The organism is Nonomuraea sp. CX421 (assembly GCF_059358955.1).
The window spans coordinates 86,225-101,422 of record NZ_JCADBK010000014.1; the positions used below are offsets into that span (position 1 = coordinate 86,225).

Genomic DNA, 15,198 nt, shown 5'->3' on the forward strand with positions numbered 1-15,198 from the left:
GCCGGCGATGACCGAGGCCGAGCAGGAGAAGGCTCCTGATGTCAACGCGCTTGAGCAGGAGGGCGAGATCGCGGCCGACTACGTCGAGGGCCTTCTCGATATCGCCGACATCGACGGCGACATCGACATGGACGTCGAGGGCGACCGGGCGCTCGTCTCCGTCGTCGGCGTCCAGGGCAACGAGCTCGTCGGGCCGTCCGGCGAGGTTCTCGAGGCCCTGCAGGAGCTCACCCGGCTGGCCGTCCACCGGCAGACGGGGGAGCGGTCGCGGCTGATGCTCGACGTCGCCGGCTACCGCGAGCGGCGGCGCGCCGAGTTGACCAAGCTCGGCACCGAGGTCGCCAACCAGGTCCGCGAGAAGGACGAGCCCAAGTCGCTCCAGCCCATGACGCCGTTCGAGCGGAAGATCGTTCACGACGCCGTCGCGGCCGCCGGGCTCCGCAGCGAGTCCGAGGGGGAGGAGCCCCAGCGGTACGTGGTGGTTCTTCCCGCCTGACCCGTTCTGTGGATTTTGTGCGGCCGTCAGCCCCTGTGCGGGGACTGGCGGCCGTTCGTATGTCGCTTTCCTCCCGTACGGCTGCGCCCTCGAGCGCGGAACGCCTGCCACGGCCCGCCATCGGGGCGGCCCGCTAGTCTTCCACCGTGATCCCCCGCCTAGCCTTGAGCTCGGCACCGCCCGTGTCCGAGCCGTCGACCAGCCAATGAAAGGGCCACCAACCAGTGAGCGATGAGCTGCCTGCTCCGCCGGACATTGCCCGGGACGTCTTCACCGGCAACGCCTGGGAGCGGGCGAACTCCTTCGCCGAGCTCCTCGCCGGCCCCGGAGTCGTGCGTGGGCTGCTGGGGCCGCGGGAGGTGCAGCGGATCTGGGATCGCCACCTGCTCAACTGCGCGGTCGTCGCGGAGGCCGTACCCGAGGGAGTGCGGCTGGTGGACATCGGCTCGGGCGCCGGCCTGCCGGGGTTGGTGCTGGCGATCGTACGGCCGGACATCACGGTCACACTCCTTGAGCCGTTGCTTCGCCGTACCGTCTTCCTGGAGGAGTGCGTCGAGGCGCTCAAGCTGGGGAACGTCGAGGTGCTGCGCGGCCGGGCGGAGGAGCTTGCCGGCCGGCGCGAGTTCGACGTCGCCAGTGCCCGCGCCGTCGCCCCGCTTGATCGGCTGCTGAAGTGGGCCATGCCGCTCCTTCGCGAAGGCGGCGAGCTGATCGCCATGAAGGGGGAGCGTGCCGCCGAGGAGCTCGCCGAAGCGGGCCCCCAGTTGCGTGCCAGTGGAGTGAGGACGGCTGAGCTTGTGACCGTCGGGCGCGGTAAGGTCGAGCCGCCTGCAACATTGGTTCGGGTGGTAGCGGGTCGCACGCCGGAGGTCGGTAGGCGGCGACGAAGGAGGTGACGGTCATGCCAGTCGCAGCATGCGGCCTGGGCTGGCCGGACAGTCCTCCGTCCGAGAGTCCCACAGGGGTTGGCTGGCCCGAAAAGGGCGTGTCGCGACAGCGAATTCCCGGCACCGGCATACCACTGGTTGAAAGGATGGCCATCGTGACCCAGACCCCACTGACCCCCGGCGATTCACCTTTGGTACGAGAGGCGCTCAGCTCTGTCGTTTCACGTGAAACATCCGCGACCCAGGCGGCGGCTCAGGCGGGGGAGGAGCCCGGCGGTCGTGACGGCATGTGGCCGCGGCCGGCCAAATGCCGGGTGATCGCCGTGGCGAACCAGAAGGGGGGAGTGGGCAAGACGACGACGTCCGTGAACATCGCCGCCGCGCTCTCCATGCACGGCCAACGCGTGCTCGTCGTCGACCTTGACCCTCAGGGCAACGCCTCGACGGCGCTGGCCACCGAGCATCGCGGTGACGTGCCGGATGTGTACCAAGTGCTCGTGGACGACCTGCCCATGGCGGACATCATCAAGCAGGTGCCCGACATGCCGGGCCTCTACTGCGCCCCCGCCACCATCGACCTCGCCGGTGCCGAGATCGAGCTCGTCTCGCTCGTGGCCCGCGAAGCTCGCCTCCGCCGAGCGCTCAGCGCCTACACCGGGCTTGAGTTCGACTACATCGTCATCGACTGCCCGCCGTCGCTCGGACTGCTGACGGTCAACGCGCTGGTGGCCGCCGAAGAGGTCATGATCCCCATCCAGTGCGAGTACTACGCGCTGGAGGGCCTGGGCCAGCTGCTGCGCAACGTCGATCTGATCAAGGCCCACCTGAACCCCACGCTCAGCCTCTCCACGATCGTCCTCACCATGTACGACGGCCGCACCCGTCTGGCCTCACAGGTGGCCGACGAGGTTCGCGCCCACTTCGGTGAGACGGTCCTCAACACGGTGATCCCGCGCAGCGTCCGCCTCTCCGAGGCGCCCAGCTATGGCCAGTCGGTCATGACGTACGATCCGGGCTCCAGTGGGGCCATGGCGTACATGGACGCCGCCCGCGAGATCGCCCACCGCGCCGCCGTCTGACTCCTGCTCCGCATCCTCCACATGGCGGAGTTCTCTCACCTCAACCCTTTCGCCCAACTCGCACCGGCAAGTGCTCTTCGCGAGTTGTCCACTCGATGCCGGTCAGTGCGGTCGATGCGATTTCCGACTGCGGTCTGTGAGTCTGTGCGCTCCATGAAGTGCGTGCGGCGGTGCAGTTCTCACGGCGAAGGAAAGGTGCGCGTTTCGAGGTGCTCTGGCGTGACGGCATGACGGCTTCTCTCGATTTCATCACCCATGAGTTCATCAACTTCCGCAACGGAAGTTACGCCTGGATCGATGTGAAGCGGTTTCAGCTCGCCCGCTGGTCCGGGGACGAGGTGGCGGCTCTGGATCTTCTGTTACGCCACGAGCGCTATCGGGGCGACTATGCGTCAGGCGATCCGGTCAGCATCGACAACCGGCGGCTTCACGGGCCGTTCCTGCTCTCTCGCATGACAGCGAGTTCGTTCGACCTTGTCGACGAGGCAGCCGCGGATCAGCTGATCCGGACTTGGGTCAAGGAGATCGGATTCCTCGATCCCGTACCTGAAGAGCTGGCTTCGTGCCTGGAAACGCACGTCTACGACTCCCTCCGTGGGGCGACGCATCGGTACAAGCTGCGCGAGCTGGGGCGGGAAGCCATGCACGACTACGGGTGGGTGCTGTGGCACTTCTGGGAGTTGGTCCTCCTGGACCGGTCGGATGCGTCGCTCACGTTGGTCGTCGGGGCGGTGGATTAGGTGTCTTACGGGTCGTCGCTTGATGACCGCATGCTCCTACCCGGAGCCGAGGTCGGGCTGGATCATTCGCTGGTCGGCGTGGCTGGCGCACTGGCGGACGACGACGGTGGAAGTGTGGGTGGATAGGGGGCCGGAGGCGCAGTTGGGAGGCCGCCGGGCGTGTATATGTGTTGATGGTGTAAATCCGGCGCAACCGCGTGTGGCGACGAGGCACCGTGTTGCGTTGACGACGGTAACCTCTCCTGGAGTGACCGGAATCAGCCGGGGTGGATGAGGAGACGTAGTGAGTCAGCAGCGGCGGGGATTGGGGAAGGGGCTCGGGGCGCTCATCCCGACCGGTCCCATTGTTGACGGCACCGGAACGGCGGTTGCCACCAACGGTGCGGGAGAGACCAACCCTCAGCCGATTGCCGGCGCGTATTTCAAGGAGCTATCCCTCAGCGCCATCGTGCCCAACCCGCGACAGCCCCGTGAGGTGTTCGACGAGGATCGCATCAAGGAGTTGGCGGCGTCCATCTCCGAGGTCGGTTTGCTCCAACCGATCGTCGTGCGGTCCGTCGGCGGTGGCCGCTATGAGCTCATCATGGGGGAGCGGCGCTGGCGCGCGTGCCAGCTCGCCGAGCTTGATCCCGTTCCGGCGATCGTCCGTAACACGATGGACAACGAGCTCCTCCGTGACGCCCTCATCGAGAACCTGCAGCGGGAGCAACTCAACGCCCTGGAAGAGGCCGCCGCCTACCAGCAACTGCTGGACGACTTCCAGGCCACCCACGACCAGCTCGCCCAGAAGGTCGGCCGCTCCCGCTCCCACATCACCAACACGCTGCGCCTGCTGAACCTCCCCCCGGAAGTCCAACTCCGCGTCGCCGCCGGCACCATCAGCGCCGGCCATGCCCGTGCACTCCTCGGCCTCGACAGCCAGGAGGAGCAGATCCAGCTCGCGAAGCGCATCGTTGCCGAGCTTCTGTCCGTCAGAGCGGTCGAAGAGATCGTCGCACTCGGGAGCTCCAAGGCGGCCCAGAACGCCCCCCGTGAGCGCAAGCCCAACAAGCCCGTCGCCCCTGGTCTGACCCACCTGGCGGATCGGCTCTCCGATCACTTCGAGACCAAGGTCAAGGTCGACCTGGGGCGTCGCAAGGGGCGCATCGTCGTGGAGTTCGCCACGATCGACGACCTTGAGCGCATCATCGGCACCATGGCCCCCGAGGCGGCGCGTGCCATGCGGGAGTCTGAGGGCTGACCTGTTTCACGTGAAACCGTGCCGTGTTTCACGTGAAACCGCCACGCTCACCTGCTGCCCTGGGCGTCTCGTGCACAGGTGTCCATCATCGGTACTTGGGTGATGCGCACCCGCGCTACGTCATGGCTCGTCCCCCTGCCTCACGACCGCACTCCAGTGAGCATGCGCGACGCGCCAGGACACGATCGCAACGCTGCCGGCCTCTTCTGTGACCGCCACTGAAAGCGCGGTCCTTCTCGGCGACCTGACCGTCTGCAGCCATTGCGTTGATCCAGAAAACCCATTGCCAGCCGGGCATTCGAGCTGCTGTCGTGGTCTCCGCACTTCTGGATCAACGAACGGAGCACATGTCTTGCTGGCCGGCGATCTCGTACGACTGCGCCCCATGGAACCCTCTGACGCGGCGGCCCACCACCGCTGGAACCACGATCCCGACGTCATGCAGTGGTTCGCCCATAGCTATCCGGTCAGCAGGGAGCGGTTCGTCGACGAGTACGCCGACCGCCCGAAGAACTCCTACGAACGCACCGTGCTCGGCATCGAAACTCTCGCCGACGACCGTCTGATCGGGCTGGTGGTCCTCAGCGGCGCAGAGCCGGAGACCGGCGGCGCCGAGCTCGACATCTACATCGGCGAGAAGGACTGCTGGGGCAACGGCTACGGCACCGAAGCCGTCCGCCTGATCTGCCGCTACGGCTTCGACGCGCTGCGCCTGCACCGCATCGAGTTGTGGGTTGCGGACGAGAACGCGGCGGCCATCCGCGTGTACCAGAAGGTCGGCTTCGTCGAAGAGGGCCGCGCCCGAGACACTCTCCGCAGAAAGGGCCGATGGCATGACATGGTCCTCATGAGCCTGCTGGAGGGCGAGCTCAAGGACTGAGCGCGAGCGCTCCTAACACGCCCTGTCCCGCCCTGACGCGCCACGCGCCACGCGCCAGGTCCGTGTCGTGGCTCCGGCGGCCCGCCGGACACGCGCCGCGCCCTGCTCGGCCATGTGGTCCCGCGCCGCATGTCCAGCCGCGCCCTCCGTGCCGCGCCCTCCGTGCCCCGCCTTCCGCGCCGCGCCCCGCCGCGCGCGCCGTGCCGTGCGTCGGGTGCCGTGCGTGGAGTGCCGTGCCGTGGGTCCGGCGGCTCGCCGGACACGCGCCGCGCCCCGCTCCGCCGTGCCGGGTGTCCGGCCCCCGCCTTCCGCCGCGCCCCGCTCCGCCCTGCGGTGTCGTGCTATGCCGCGTGTTCGGCCTCGTCTGCCGCGCCCGCCCTTTCGCATCCTGACGTGACGCGCGTCGAGTGCCGTGCCGTGGCTCCGGCGGCCCCCGGACACCCGTGGCGCCGCGTCCCGTCCCACCGCGCCGCGTCCCGTCCCACCGCGCCGCGTCCCGTCCCGCCGCGTCACGTCCCGCCGCGCCTTGGGTCCAGCGCCCGTCCGGTGCTGTGCTCGGTCGCGCGGCCACTGCCTCCTGGGAACGCCTTGGAGCGCCGTTGTGCCGCTGGGTCCGGTGACCGCGGCGTACAGATGGGCCTGTTAGGTCGGGGTGTACGTGCCGTCTTGTGTGGTGGGCTAGCCAGTGAACACGCCTCAAGCAGGCGTAGGTCTTGCCCACTTGGTGCCTGCCGTACCGACATCGGGTGCCTACTGCGTCGTTCTGCCGTGATTGCGGTGCTGCTCTCAAGGTCAACGTCGAGCGAGTGGAGGGAGCCGCAGGGAGTTCGGTGAATCGAGAGTGTTTCACGTGAAACCACGAGAGAGGTCAGGAGGAAAGTGCCTTGCGGATGTCGGTGAGGAAGTCGTCGATGTGCTCGGGCGTGGTGTCGAAGGCGGTCATCCAGCGCACGATGCCGGTGGCCTCGTCCCACTGGTGGAAGAGATAGCGCTCCTGGAGCGCGGCTGCCGCCTCTGCGGGAAGTGCGGCGAAGACGGCGTTGGACTGCACCGGGTAGGTGATGGTGACTCCTGGAACGCCGGTCAGGCCGGCCGCCAGCCGGTCGGCCATTTGATTGGCGTGACCAGCGTTGCGGCGCCAGAGGTCGTCGGTGAGGAGAGCCGAGAGCTGAGCCGAGATGAAGCGCATCTTCGAGGACAGCTGGAGGGATTGACGCCGCAGGAATGGCACGGCGTGGGCCAGCGAGCTGTCGAGCACCACCACTGCCTCGGCCGCCAGGGCGCCATTCTTGGTGCCACCGAAGCTGAAGACGTCGACCCCGACGTCGGTGGTGATCGTGCTCAGGTCACATGAGAGGTACGCGGCGGCGTTGGCCAGGCGGGCACCGTCCACGTGCAGGAGCAGGCCCGAGTTGTGGGCGGTCTCGGCCAGGGCGGCGATCTCGTCGGGGGAGTAGCAGGTGCCGAGTTCGGTGACCTGGGAGATGGAGACGACGCGTGGCTGGGACTCGTGGTGGCTGCCCAGAGCGCTCAGGCGGCCGGTGATGTCATGGGGCCGCAGCTTGCCGCCCTCCGTGGGAACGGTGACGAGCTTGGCGCCGAGAAGGCGTTCGGTCGCGCCGGTCTCGTGCGTTGCGATGTGGGCGGTGTCGGCACAGATGATGGCGTCGTACCGGCCGAGCATGAGGGCCAGCCCGACCATATTGGCACCTGCGCCGTTGAGCACGGCGAAGCCCTCCGCGCCGGTGCCGAAGGTGTCCTTGATCTGGCGCTCGAAGACGGCGGTCCACTGGTCGTCTCCGTAGGCGGGGGCGTCGCCGTGGTTCGCCGCCGTCATGGCTTCAAGGACAGCAGGGTGTACGCCGGCGTGGTTGTCGCTGGCGAAGCTCTTCGGATATGTCGAATCGATCAGCACACCAAAAGGCTACTTACCCCGGGACAACCGACGCGGCGCCCGGCCGCCGAGCCACCGGGTGGTGAACCGGTGGTGGCGGAGGCCAGAGGTCAGGTGCGGGTCCGCGCGGCGGCGTTGTGGAGGAGGATGCGGCACAGCTCACCGAGGTCCTGCCCGGCGGCCTCGGCCGCCATCGGGAGGAGGCTGGTCTCCGTCATGCCGGGGGCGACATTGACCTCAAGGAAGTGCGGCTGGCCCGAGGCGTCGACGATGAGGTCGGTGCGGGAGATGTCGCGCAGGCCGAGCGCCGTGTGCGCGGTGACCGCGGTCTGCGCGCAGGCGGCGGCCGCGTCGGGGGAGAGGCGGGCGGGGGCGAAGAACTCGGTGTGCCCGGCGGTGTAGCGGGCGGCGTAGTCGTAGACCCCCTCGTCGGGGACGATCTCGACGGCGGGCAGCGCGATCGGCCCGTTGCCGAGATCGACGACCGACACGGCCACCTCGACACCCTCCACGTAGCGTTCGATCAACGCCGTGTCGCCGTAGGCGAAGCAGCCGACCATCGCGGCGGGCAGCTCCTCGGCGGTGCGCACGATGGAGGCGCCGAGCGCGGAGCCGCCCCGGGCGGGCTTGACGAACAGGGGCAGGCCGAGCTGTGCCACGATGCGCCCCAGGACCATGGTGGCGCCGAGGTCGTGGAACGTCTCCTTGGGCAGCGTGACCGACTCGGGGGTGACCAGTCCGACCGAGCGGACGACGGCCTTGGCGGTCGGCTTGTCGAAGGCGACCCGGCAGGCGTCGGGGCCGGCGCCGACGTAGGGGACGTTGAGCAGCTCCAGCACGGAGCGGATCGCGCCGTCCTCACCCGCGCCGCCGTGCAGGGTGACGAAGACGGCGTCCGGCGGGTCGGCGAGGATGGACGGGACGAGCGACGCGTCGGTGTCGCGGGCCTCGACGTCGATGCCCGCCGCGCGCAGCACCTCGCTCACCCGGCGGCCGGAGCGCAGGGACACCTCACGCTCGTACGAGAGGCCTCCGGCCAGCACGAGCACGTGGCCCAGATCGCTCATTGCATCTCCTCCGCTGATGGAACGCTGTCCAACCGTACCGGCGTCGGGGACGGATGGGTGCACACCAGGCGCATTCCTCAGTGTCAGGCCGTCAAAATGTACGGCCGGCGCCCCCTGTGGGTGGACGCCGGCCGTACGGAAAAAGTCACGCCAGGTCGGGTCCGGGGGTGTCCACACCGGTATGGCCACGGGTGGATCCGGTGCCGAACGTGTCGCGCAGCTGGATCTCCTGCTCGATCACCCCGGCCAGCCGCCGCACCCCTTCGCGGATGCGTTCGGGCTCGGGGAAGCAGAAGGACAGCCGCATCTGCCGCGACCCACTGCCGTCGGAGAAGAACCCGGTGCCCGGGACGAACGCCACCCGCTCGGCCACCGCCCGCGGCAGGATCGCCTTGGAGTCGAGGCCTTCGGGCAGGGTCACCCAGACGAAGAACCCGCCGGCGGGGCGGGTCCAGGTGACCTCGGGCGGCATCAGCGCCTCAAGCGAGTCGAGCAGCGCGTCGCGCCGCTCGCGGTAGAGCTCCTTGAACGACTTGATCTGCTCCCGCCACGGCTGCGTGGTGAGGTACTGGCCGACGGCCAGCTGGGTGAACGACGAGTGCGACAGCACGGCCGACTCCATGGCCAGCACGAGCTTGTCGCGGATGGCGTGCGGCGCGAGTGCCCAGCCGACGCGGAACCCGGGGGCGAGCGTCTTGGAGAACGACCCCAGATAGACCACGCCGTCGGCGTTGTCGGCGCGCAGCGCGCGCATGGGCTCGCCGTCGAAGCCGAGCAGGCCGTACGGGTTGTCCTCGACGATCAGTACGCCGGCCCGCTGGCAGATGTCGAGCACCTGCTGGCGCCGGGCCGCGTTGAGCGTGACGCCTGCCGGGTTGTGGAAGGTCGGGATCGTGTAGAGGAACTTGATCGGCGCCCCGGCGGTCTCCAGGGCATAGATGGTCTGCGCCAGCGATTCGGGCACGATGCCCTGATCGTCCATGGCGATATGCACCACTTTGGCCTGATAGGCGGCGAATGTGCCTAGGGCGCCCACGTACGAGGGCCCTTCGGCCAGTACGACGTCACCCGGGTCGATGAAGATCCGGGTGATCAGGTCGAGGGCCTGCTGTGAACCGACGGTGACGACGACGTCGTTCGCCCCGGCGTGGATCCCTTCCAGGCGCATGACCTCGCAGATCTGCTCGCGCAGGTGCGGATCGCCCTGGCCCGAGCCGTACTGCAGCGCGACCGGGCCGTGCCGGGTCACCAGGTCGGAGACCAGCTCGCCGACCAGGTCGAGAGGGAGGGCCGTGACGTACGGCATGCCGCCGGCGAGCGAGACCACCTCGGGTCTGGACGCGACGGCGAAGAGAGCTCGGATCTCGGAGGCGACCATCCCGGTAGCTCGTGCGGCGTACCGATCGACGTAGGCATCGATCCGCGACCCTTGGGTCGCGGGCGTTTGACCGTGATCCTGCTCTTCTGTCACGGTCCACCTCCTGTCACAGGTAGAGCTGAGATACCAGATTACGCCAGTCCGACATGTCGCCTATGGCGGGGCTGGAGCGCCGTGGTATCCGCTGGTGGCACCATCACTGGGCTACGATGCCAGCTGGAGACGTGGTTTTCGCGCGCTTTTCCGGGTCAACGATTGGGGCCGTAGTTGTCGCGTCGGCTGGTCAACATCACCCTGGACAATCTGGACGATCTGCCGCGCCGCTGCCGGCGGTGCGTCTTCTGGGAGCTCGACCCCGTCGGGGGCGAGCGCGCGGTCGAGTCAGGCGATCCGGGGCTGGAGAAAGAGGCGTGGATCTCCGGCACGCTGCTCGAATGGGGCAGCTGCGGGAAGGTCGTCTACGTCGACGGGGTGCCTGCCGGATTCGTCCTCTACAGCCCGCCTCTCTACACCCCGCGCTCCCTGGCCTTTCCCACCTCGCCGGTCAGTGCCGACGCGGTCCTGCTGATGACGGCGCACATCATCCCCGAGTTCTCCGGCGGCGGGCTGGGCCGGATGCTGATTCAGGGAGTGGCCAAAGACCTCACGCGGCGCGGGGTTAAGGCCATCGAGGCGTTCGGCGACCTCAAGTGGGAGGAGCCGAGCTGCGTCGTGCCCGCTGAATATCTGCTTTCGGTGGGGTTCAAAACGGTCCGGCCGCATTTGCGGTTCCCTCGGCTGCGGCTGGAGCTCAAGACCGCCGTCTCGTGGCGTGAGGACGTCGAGGTGGCCCTGGAGCGCCTTCTCGGGTCCATGAGCCCGGAACGCGCACTTCGCCCCGTCTGACGCCTCTCAAGGACGCCTCTCAAGGACGTCTCTCAAGGATGTGTCCCGAGGGCGTACCCCACGGCGTACCTCAAGGGCGTGTTTCCCGGAGCGTCCTCCCGTACAGGATGCGAGCCCATGCGAAAGCCCCCTGCCTCCCGGCAGGGGGCTTTCGCGGTGAGTGCGGCGGAGCGGCGGCCTAGATGATGCCGTCGAGCTCCCTCAGCAGCATGGCCTTCGGCTTGGCGCCGATGATCTGCTTGACGACCTCTCCACCCTTGAAGACGTTCATTGTGGGGATCTGGAGCACACCGTAGTCACGCGGAACGTTGGGGTTCTCGTCGATGTTGAGCTTGACGATCTCCAACTTGTCGCCGTGCTCCTTGGCGATCTCCTCCAGGATGGGCGCCACCTGACGGCACGGGCCACACCATTCGGCCCAGAAGTCGACCAGAACGGGCTTGTCGCTCTTGAGGACCTCAGCCTCGAACGTGGCGTCGGTTACTGCCTTCACGGTGCGCTCCTTAACTCTCGTTGTTGGCCAGCCAGCGCTCGGAGTCGAGCGACGCCGCGCAGCCGGTGCCGGCCGCGGTGATGGCCTGGCGGTAGGTGTGGTCGACGACGTCACCCGCGGCGAACACGCCGTCGAGGTTGGTCGCGGTGCTCGGCGACGCCACCTTGATGTACCCCTCGTCGTCGAGATCGATCTGACCCTTGACGAGCTCGGTGCGGGGGTCGTGACCGATCGCCAGGAAGAGCGCGTCGGTGGCCAGCTCGCACTCCTCGCCGGTCTTGACGTTGCGCAGCTTCACCGCCTCGACCCTGCTGTCACCCAGGACGTCGACGACCTCGCTGTCCCAGACGAACCGGATCTTGTCGTTGGCGAACGCCCGCTCCTGCATGATCTTGCTGGCGCGCAGCTCGTCGCGCCGGTGCACGACGGTGACCATGCGGCCGAACCGGGTGAGGAACGTGGCCTCCTCCATCGCCGTGTCGCCGCCGCCGACGACCACGATGTCCTTGTCGCGGAAGAAGAAGCCGTCACAGGTGGCACACCACGAGACGCCGCGGCCGGACAGTCGCTTCTCGTTCACCAGGCCGAGCTCCCGGTAGCCGGAGCCCATCGCCAGGATGACCGACTTGGCGTAGTAGGTGTCGGAGTAGGTCTTGACCACCTTGGGGGTGGCCTCGAGGTCGACCTCGACCACGTCGTCCGCGACCAGGTCGGCGCCGAACCGTTCGGCCTGCTTGCGCAGGTTGTCCATCAGGTCGGGGCCCATGATGCCGTCGGGGAAGCCGGGGAAGTTCTCCACGTCGGTGGTGTTCATCAGGGCGCCACCGGCGGTGACCGACCCCTCGAAGACCAGCGGCTTGAGCTCGGCGCGGGCCGAGTAGACCGCCGCGGTGTAGCCCGCAGGGCCCGACCCAATGATGATCACGTTACGAACGTCGCTCAACGCTCCCACGCCTTCCTCGTCTGTGGTTGCCAGTGGCGTCAACAGATCCTAGGCCGCCGTGATTCCCGTGCCTTCACCACCACGCTCCGACAACCGAAAGAGCCCGCCTAGGCGGGCTCTGACGTGAGACTTCGCTACCAGCGATTACCGGCGGTTGCCAGTGGTCACCAGCGGCCGAGCATCGGTTTGCGCAGGTTCTTGCAATTGAACGGATCGACGATGTCGATGCGCAGCCTGCCGGACGCCTTGTCCTTCCAGGACGCGACGATGATGGCCTCCTGGCCGTTGTACTGGCCCTGGTCCACGGCGTACGTCGTGAGCTTGGAACGCGTGGCCACCTTGCTCACACACGTGTCGACCTTGTCGACGTCGGGAGAGCCGCCGTTGATGATCGGCGCCGGAGCCAGGAAGCCCTCAAGGGGCTGGCGCAGCTCCTGATCGCTGTAGTTGTGGCCGCTGTCGGTCAGCGCGTAGGCCCTGGCTCTCGCCTCTTCCCTGGTCGGCGACGGCGCGTCAGCCTCGAACACCAGGTCGGGGCCGCTGCCACCGGAGGCGAGCAGGCCGCTGGAGACCACCGCGGTGCCCACCACGGCCGCGGCCGCGGCAGCCGCCACCGCGGGCATCGCCCACCGGCGACGTCGTGCGGCGCGGCGACCGGCCGGGACGATCGTGCCGTCCTCGGCGACCACCCCAAGGCGAGCGGGCTCCGGCGCCTCGGCCGGCCGCTCCCATGGGGAGTCGCGCATGAGCTCGTCCCAGTCAGGTGTCTCCGCGAGCCCCACCCCACCCCGCCGCGCCCCGTAGGACTCGGCTTCGCGGAGCTCGGCGGCGAGCGCCTTGTCGATGCGTAGCGCGACACCCATCGGCATGGCCGGTGTGGGAGTCGCCGCGAGCACCTCGCGAACCGCTGCCAGGTCGGCCAGTAGCTCCCCACAGGGGTCGCATACCGCGAGATGCTCGCGGACCTGGCGGGCCGTGCCAGCGTCTAGGAGATCCTCGGCAAGCTCTGCCAGGACGTCCAGATCGTAGTGCGTATCACCCGTCACGAAGTTCTGCTCCCTTCGCGGATGAGACGCGACTGAGGTCTGATCGGTTCCGCAGATGCGAAAGAATTGGGGCAAGTTTCGCGCGCCCCCGCGCGCACCGGCTCTTCACCGTCCCGCTGGGCACGTCAAGCACCTGAGCTGCGTCTTCGACCGAATAGCCCATCATGTCGACCAGGACGAGCGCCGCTCGCTGGTCGGTGGGCAGCAGCTTCAGGGCGGCCGAAACCTCCATCGAGACCTCACGCTCGACGGTCTGGTCGGGCAGCGGGCTGTCGCGTTCGGCGGCCTCGATGAGCTCGTCGTCGGCCACGGGCCTGATGGACTTGCGGCGCATCCGGTCGAGACAGGCGTTGACGACGATGCGGTGCAGCCAGGTGGTGACCGCCGCCTCGCCGCGGAAGGTGCCGGCCTTGCGATAGGCGGACACGAACGCGTCCTGGACCGCGTCGGCGGCCTCGTCGGGGTCGCCGAGGGTGCGCAGGGCGACGGCCCACATGCGGTCGCGGTGCCTCTTGACGATCTCGCTGAAGGCGTGTGGATCCCCGTTGATGTGCGCGGTCAGCAGGTCGGCGTCGCTGACAGCCGGCCGATCCGCGGGAGAAGGTGTCTCGGGTGGGGAGTTCACAAGAGGGATTCCTGGTTATGCCGATCCGGGAGAGTGCACCACTACTTCATAGATGGTGCCATGAAACTTGCCCGCATCTGCCGGAAGACGCGTAAACCAGATCAAAACGTACTGACCGGTTGCGGCTTGATCAGGAGTAAGAGTGATCTTGCCCGAGGCGTCCTTCGCCTTGGCCACGGTCTTGAGTGAGGAGAGCTCCGGCTTGCTGCCGACCTTCAGCTCCACGGTCGCGCCCGGCGCGTCGGCCAGCGTGGCCACCACGTCGCTGATCTGCATGGACTTGCCCATGTCGAGGAGCAGGCCCACGCCGTCCTTGAGATTGCCCAGCTCGGCGCTGTTGTAGTTGTCGGTCTTCCAGAACGTGCTGGGCTTGCCGTCGATCGTCAGGTGCGCCAGCTCCTGCTTCTCCTCGCGGTCGCCGAGCGGGTCGAAGCCGTTGGCCTCTTCGGCCTTGACGGCCTGCGGCTGGGTGGAGGGCTTGGCGCTCGGCGTGGTCGAGGGGTCGGCGGCCTCCGGCGTGCTCGGGCTGCCCAGGCTGCGACCGATCGTCCAGGCGCCCACGCCGACCGCGGCGATGACCAGCAGCACCACGACGGTCATCAGCACCCGGTTGAGGACGCCGCCGTTTTGGGGTGCCATGTGGTGGTGCTGCATGGTCGGGCGCGGCGGCGCCGCGGGCCGTCGCTCGGTGTCGAGACCCTCGGAGGGGGACGCCGCCGGCACCGAGGGAGGGGTCTGGGGATAGGCGATGGGGATCGGCATCGGCCGAGCCACGCCGGCCAGCGCCTCGGCGACCTCGGCCGGGCTGGTCAGCGGGCTCTGCCCCCGGCGCGCCTCGGGCAGGCAGGCCCTGACCGTGACCGTCTCCAGGTAGCTGGGCACGCCGGCGGTGACCTGGCGGGGCGTGCAGAAGTGCCCGTCGTTCATGGGAGCGGCCGGCAGGCCGTGCTCCTCCTCGTCGCCGGGCCAGTGGCCGGTCAGCCCGGCGTAGAGCAACCGGCCCAGCCCCTCGGCGTCGTCGAGGGCGGGCTGGTCGGTGGTGAGCCCGGCCAGGGCCGCGTCGACCGCGACGCCCAGCACCTTGACGATGTTGCCGGTGGTCCACACCAGGTGGGCGGGGCGCAGGCACAGGTGGTAGAGGTTGGCCTCGTGGGCGTGGGCGAGCGCCTCGGCGGCCTCGGCGACCAGCCCGGCCGCCCGCTCGGGGTCGAGGGGACCGGCGGCGAGCAGGTCGGCCAGTGTGTCGCCGGTGACCCACTCACTGACCACGTAGGAGTAGTCGTCCTCCTGGGCCGCGTCGAAGACCTGGGTCAGACGCGGGTCGGTGAGCCGGCTGGCCGCCCGGGCGGCGGTGACCACCTCTTGGACGCGCGGAAACTCGGGCGCGAAGGTGTGCACGGCGACCGGGCGGGCGAGGATCTCGTCGATCGCCTTCCACAGCGTGGCACCATCGGATTCGCTGACCCGGTCCTCGAGCCGGAAGCGTTCGGCGAGACGGGTGCCGGGTTCGACGGCAGACGTGCTCACTGACTCACTCCGCTCGGC

The 15,198-nt window shown here is 68.5% G+C and carries 15 protein-coding genes; 7 read left to right on the forward strand and 8 right to left on the reverse strand.

Annotated features, from left to right (window positions below; translation table 11 throughout):
* Positions 1–7: 7 nt before the first annotated feature.
* From AC5L3X_RS24290 to AC5L3X_RS24315, 6 genes are all read left to right on the forward strand, one after another.
* Positions 8–496, forward strand: coding sequence for a Jag family protein (locus tag AC5L3X_RS24290; protein ID WP_189122593.1), 489 nt, complete (start codon positions 8–10; stop codon positions 494–496).
* 224 nt (positions 497–720) lie between these two features.
* Positions 721–1,392: a 16S rRNA (guanine(527)-N(7))-methyltransferase RsmG gene (gene rsmG / locus AC5L3X_RS24295; protein WP_494859821.1), complete on the forward strand. Its 672-nt coding sequence runs from the start codon at positions 721–723 to the stop codon at positions 1,390–1,392.
* A gap of 278 nt (positions 1,393–1,670) precedes the next feature.
* Entirely contained in the window at positions 1,671–2,462 is a 792-nt protein-coding gene (locus tag AC5L3X_RS24300; protein ID WP_189122411.1) for a ParA family protein, read from the forward strand.
* 209 nt (positions 2,463–2,671) lie between these two features.
* Positions 2,672–3,202: a hypothetical protein gene (locus AC5L3X_RS24305; protein WP_494859823.1), complete on the forward strand. Its 531-nt coding sequence runs from the start codon at positions 2,672–2,674 to the stop codon at positions 3,200–3,202.
* A gap of 283 nt (positions 3,203–3,485) precedes the next feature.
* A complete protein-coding gene (locus AC5L3X_RS24310) occupies positions 3,486–4,442 on the forward strand; it encodes a ParB/RepB/Spo0J family partition protein (protein ID WP_189122409.1) in 957 nt (318 codons plus the stop codon).
* A 385-nt stretch (positions 4,443–4,827) separates the two neighbouring features.
* The gene (locus tag AC5L3X_RS24315; protein ID WP_494859825.1) at positions 4,828–5,322 is read left to right on the forward strand and encodes a GNAT family N-acetyltransferase; all 495 of its coding nucleotides are present in this window, start codon (positions 4,828–4,830) and stop codon (positions 5,320–5,322) included.
* An 868-nt stretch (positions 5,323–6,190) separates the two neighbouring features.
* On the opposite strand, the gene AC5L3X_RS24320 is transcribed toward AC5L3X_RS24315, so the two are convergent.
* From AC5L3X_RS24320 to AC5L3X_RS24330, 3 genes are all read right to left on the reverse strand, one after another.
* On the reverse strand, positions 6,191–7,237 hold the full coding sequence (locus AC5L3X_RS24320) for a threonine aldolase family protein (RefSeq protein WP_494859827.1): 1,047 nt from the start codon (positions 7,235–7,237) through the stop codon (positions 6,191–6,193).
* Between the two features lie 89 nt (positions 7,238–7,326).
* Complete coding sequence (locus tag AC5L3X_RS24325; RefSeq protein WP_494859829.1) at positions 7,327–8,283, reverse strand: D-alanine--D-alanine ligase family protein; 957 nt, start codon at positions 8,281–8,283, stop codon at positions 7,327–7,329.
* Between the two features lie 145 nt (positions 8,284–8,428).
* Positions 8,429–9,661, reverse strand: a complete 1,233-nt coding sequence (locus AC5L3X_RS24330) for an aminotransferase-like domain-containing protein (protein ID WP_494859960.1) — start codon at positions 9,659–9,661, stop codon at positions 8,429–8,431.
* A 267-nt stretch (positions 9,662–9,928) separates the two neighbouring features.
* On the opposite strand from AC5L3X_RS24330, the gene AC5L3X_RS24335 reads away from it, so the two are divergent.
* Positions 9,929–10,546, forward strand: coding sequence for a GNAT family N-acetyltransferase (locus AC5L3X_RS24335; RefSeq protein WP_189122404.1), 618 nt, complete (start codon positions 9,929–9,931; stop codon positions 10,544–10,546).
* A 178-nt stretch (positions 10,547–10,724) separates the two neighbouring features.
* On the opposite strand, the gene trxA is transcribed toward AC5L3X_RS24335, so the two are convergent.
* From trxA to AC5L3X_RS24360, 5 genes are all read right to left on the reverse strand, one after another.
* On the reverse strand, positions 10,725–11,039 hold the full coding sequence (trxA, locus tag AC5L3X_RS24340) for a thioredoxin (protein ID WP_189122403.1): 315 nt from the start codon (positions 11,037–11,039) through the stop codon (positions 10,725–10,727).
* Positions 11,040–11,049: 10 nt separating this feature from the next.
* Positions 11,050–11,982 (reverse strand): thioredoxin-disulfide reductase, encoded by a 933-nt coding sequence (gene trxB / locus AC5L3X_RS24345; RefSeq protein ID WP_494859832.1) that lies wholly within the window; start codon positions 11,980–11,982, stop codon positions 11,050–11,052.
* A 164-nt stretch (positions 11,983–12,146) separates the two neighbouring features.
* Positions 12,147–13,028, reverse strand: a complete 882-nt coding sequence (locus AC5L3X_RS24350) for an anti-sigma factor family protein (RefSeq protein ID WP_189122401.1) — start codon at positions 13,026–13,028, stop codon at positions 12,147–12,149.
* Positions 13,018–13,653, reverse strand: coding sequence for an RNA polymerase sigma factor SigM (gene sigM, locus AC5L3X_RS24355; protein WP_189122400.1), 636 nt, complete (start codon positions 13,651–13,653; stop codon positions 13,018–13,020). Before sigM ends, AC5L3X_RS24350 begins: the two co-directional genes overlap by 11 nt.
* A 15-nt stretch (positions 13,654–13,668) precedes the next feature.
* A complete protein-coding gene (locus AC5L3X_RS24360) occupies positions 13,669–15,180 on the reverse strand; it encodes a protein kinase family protein (protein ID WP_494859835.1) in 1,512 nt (503 codons plus the stop codon).
* Positions 15,181–15,198 lie beyond the last annotated feature (18 nt).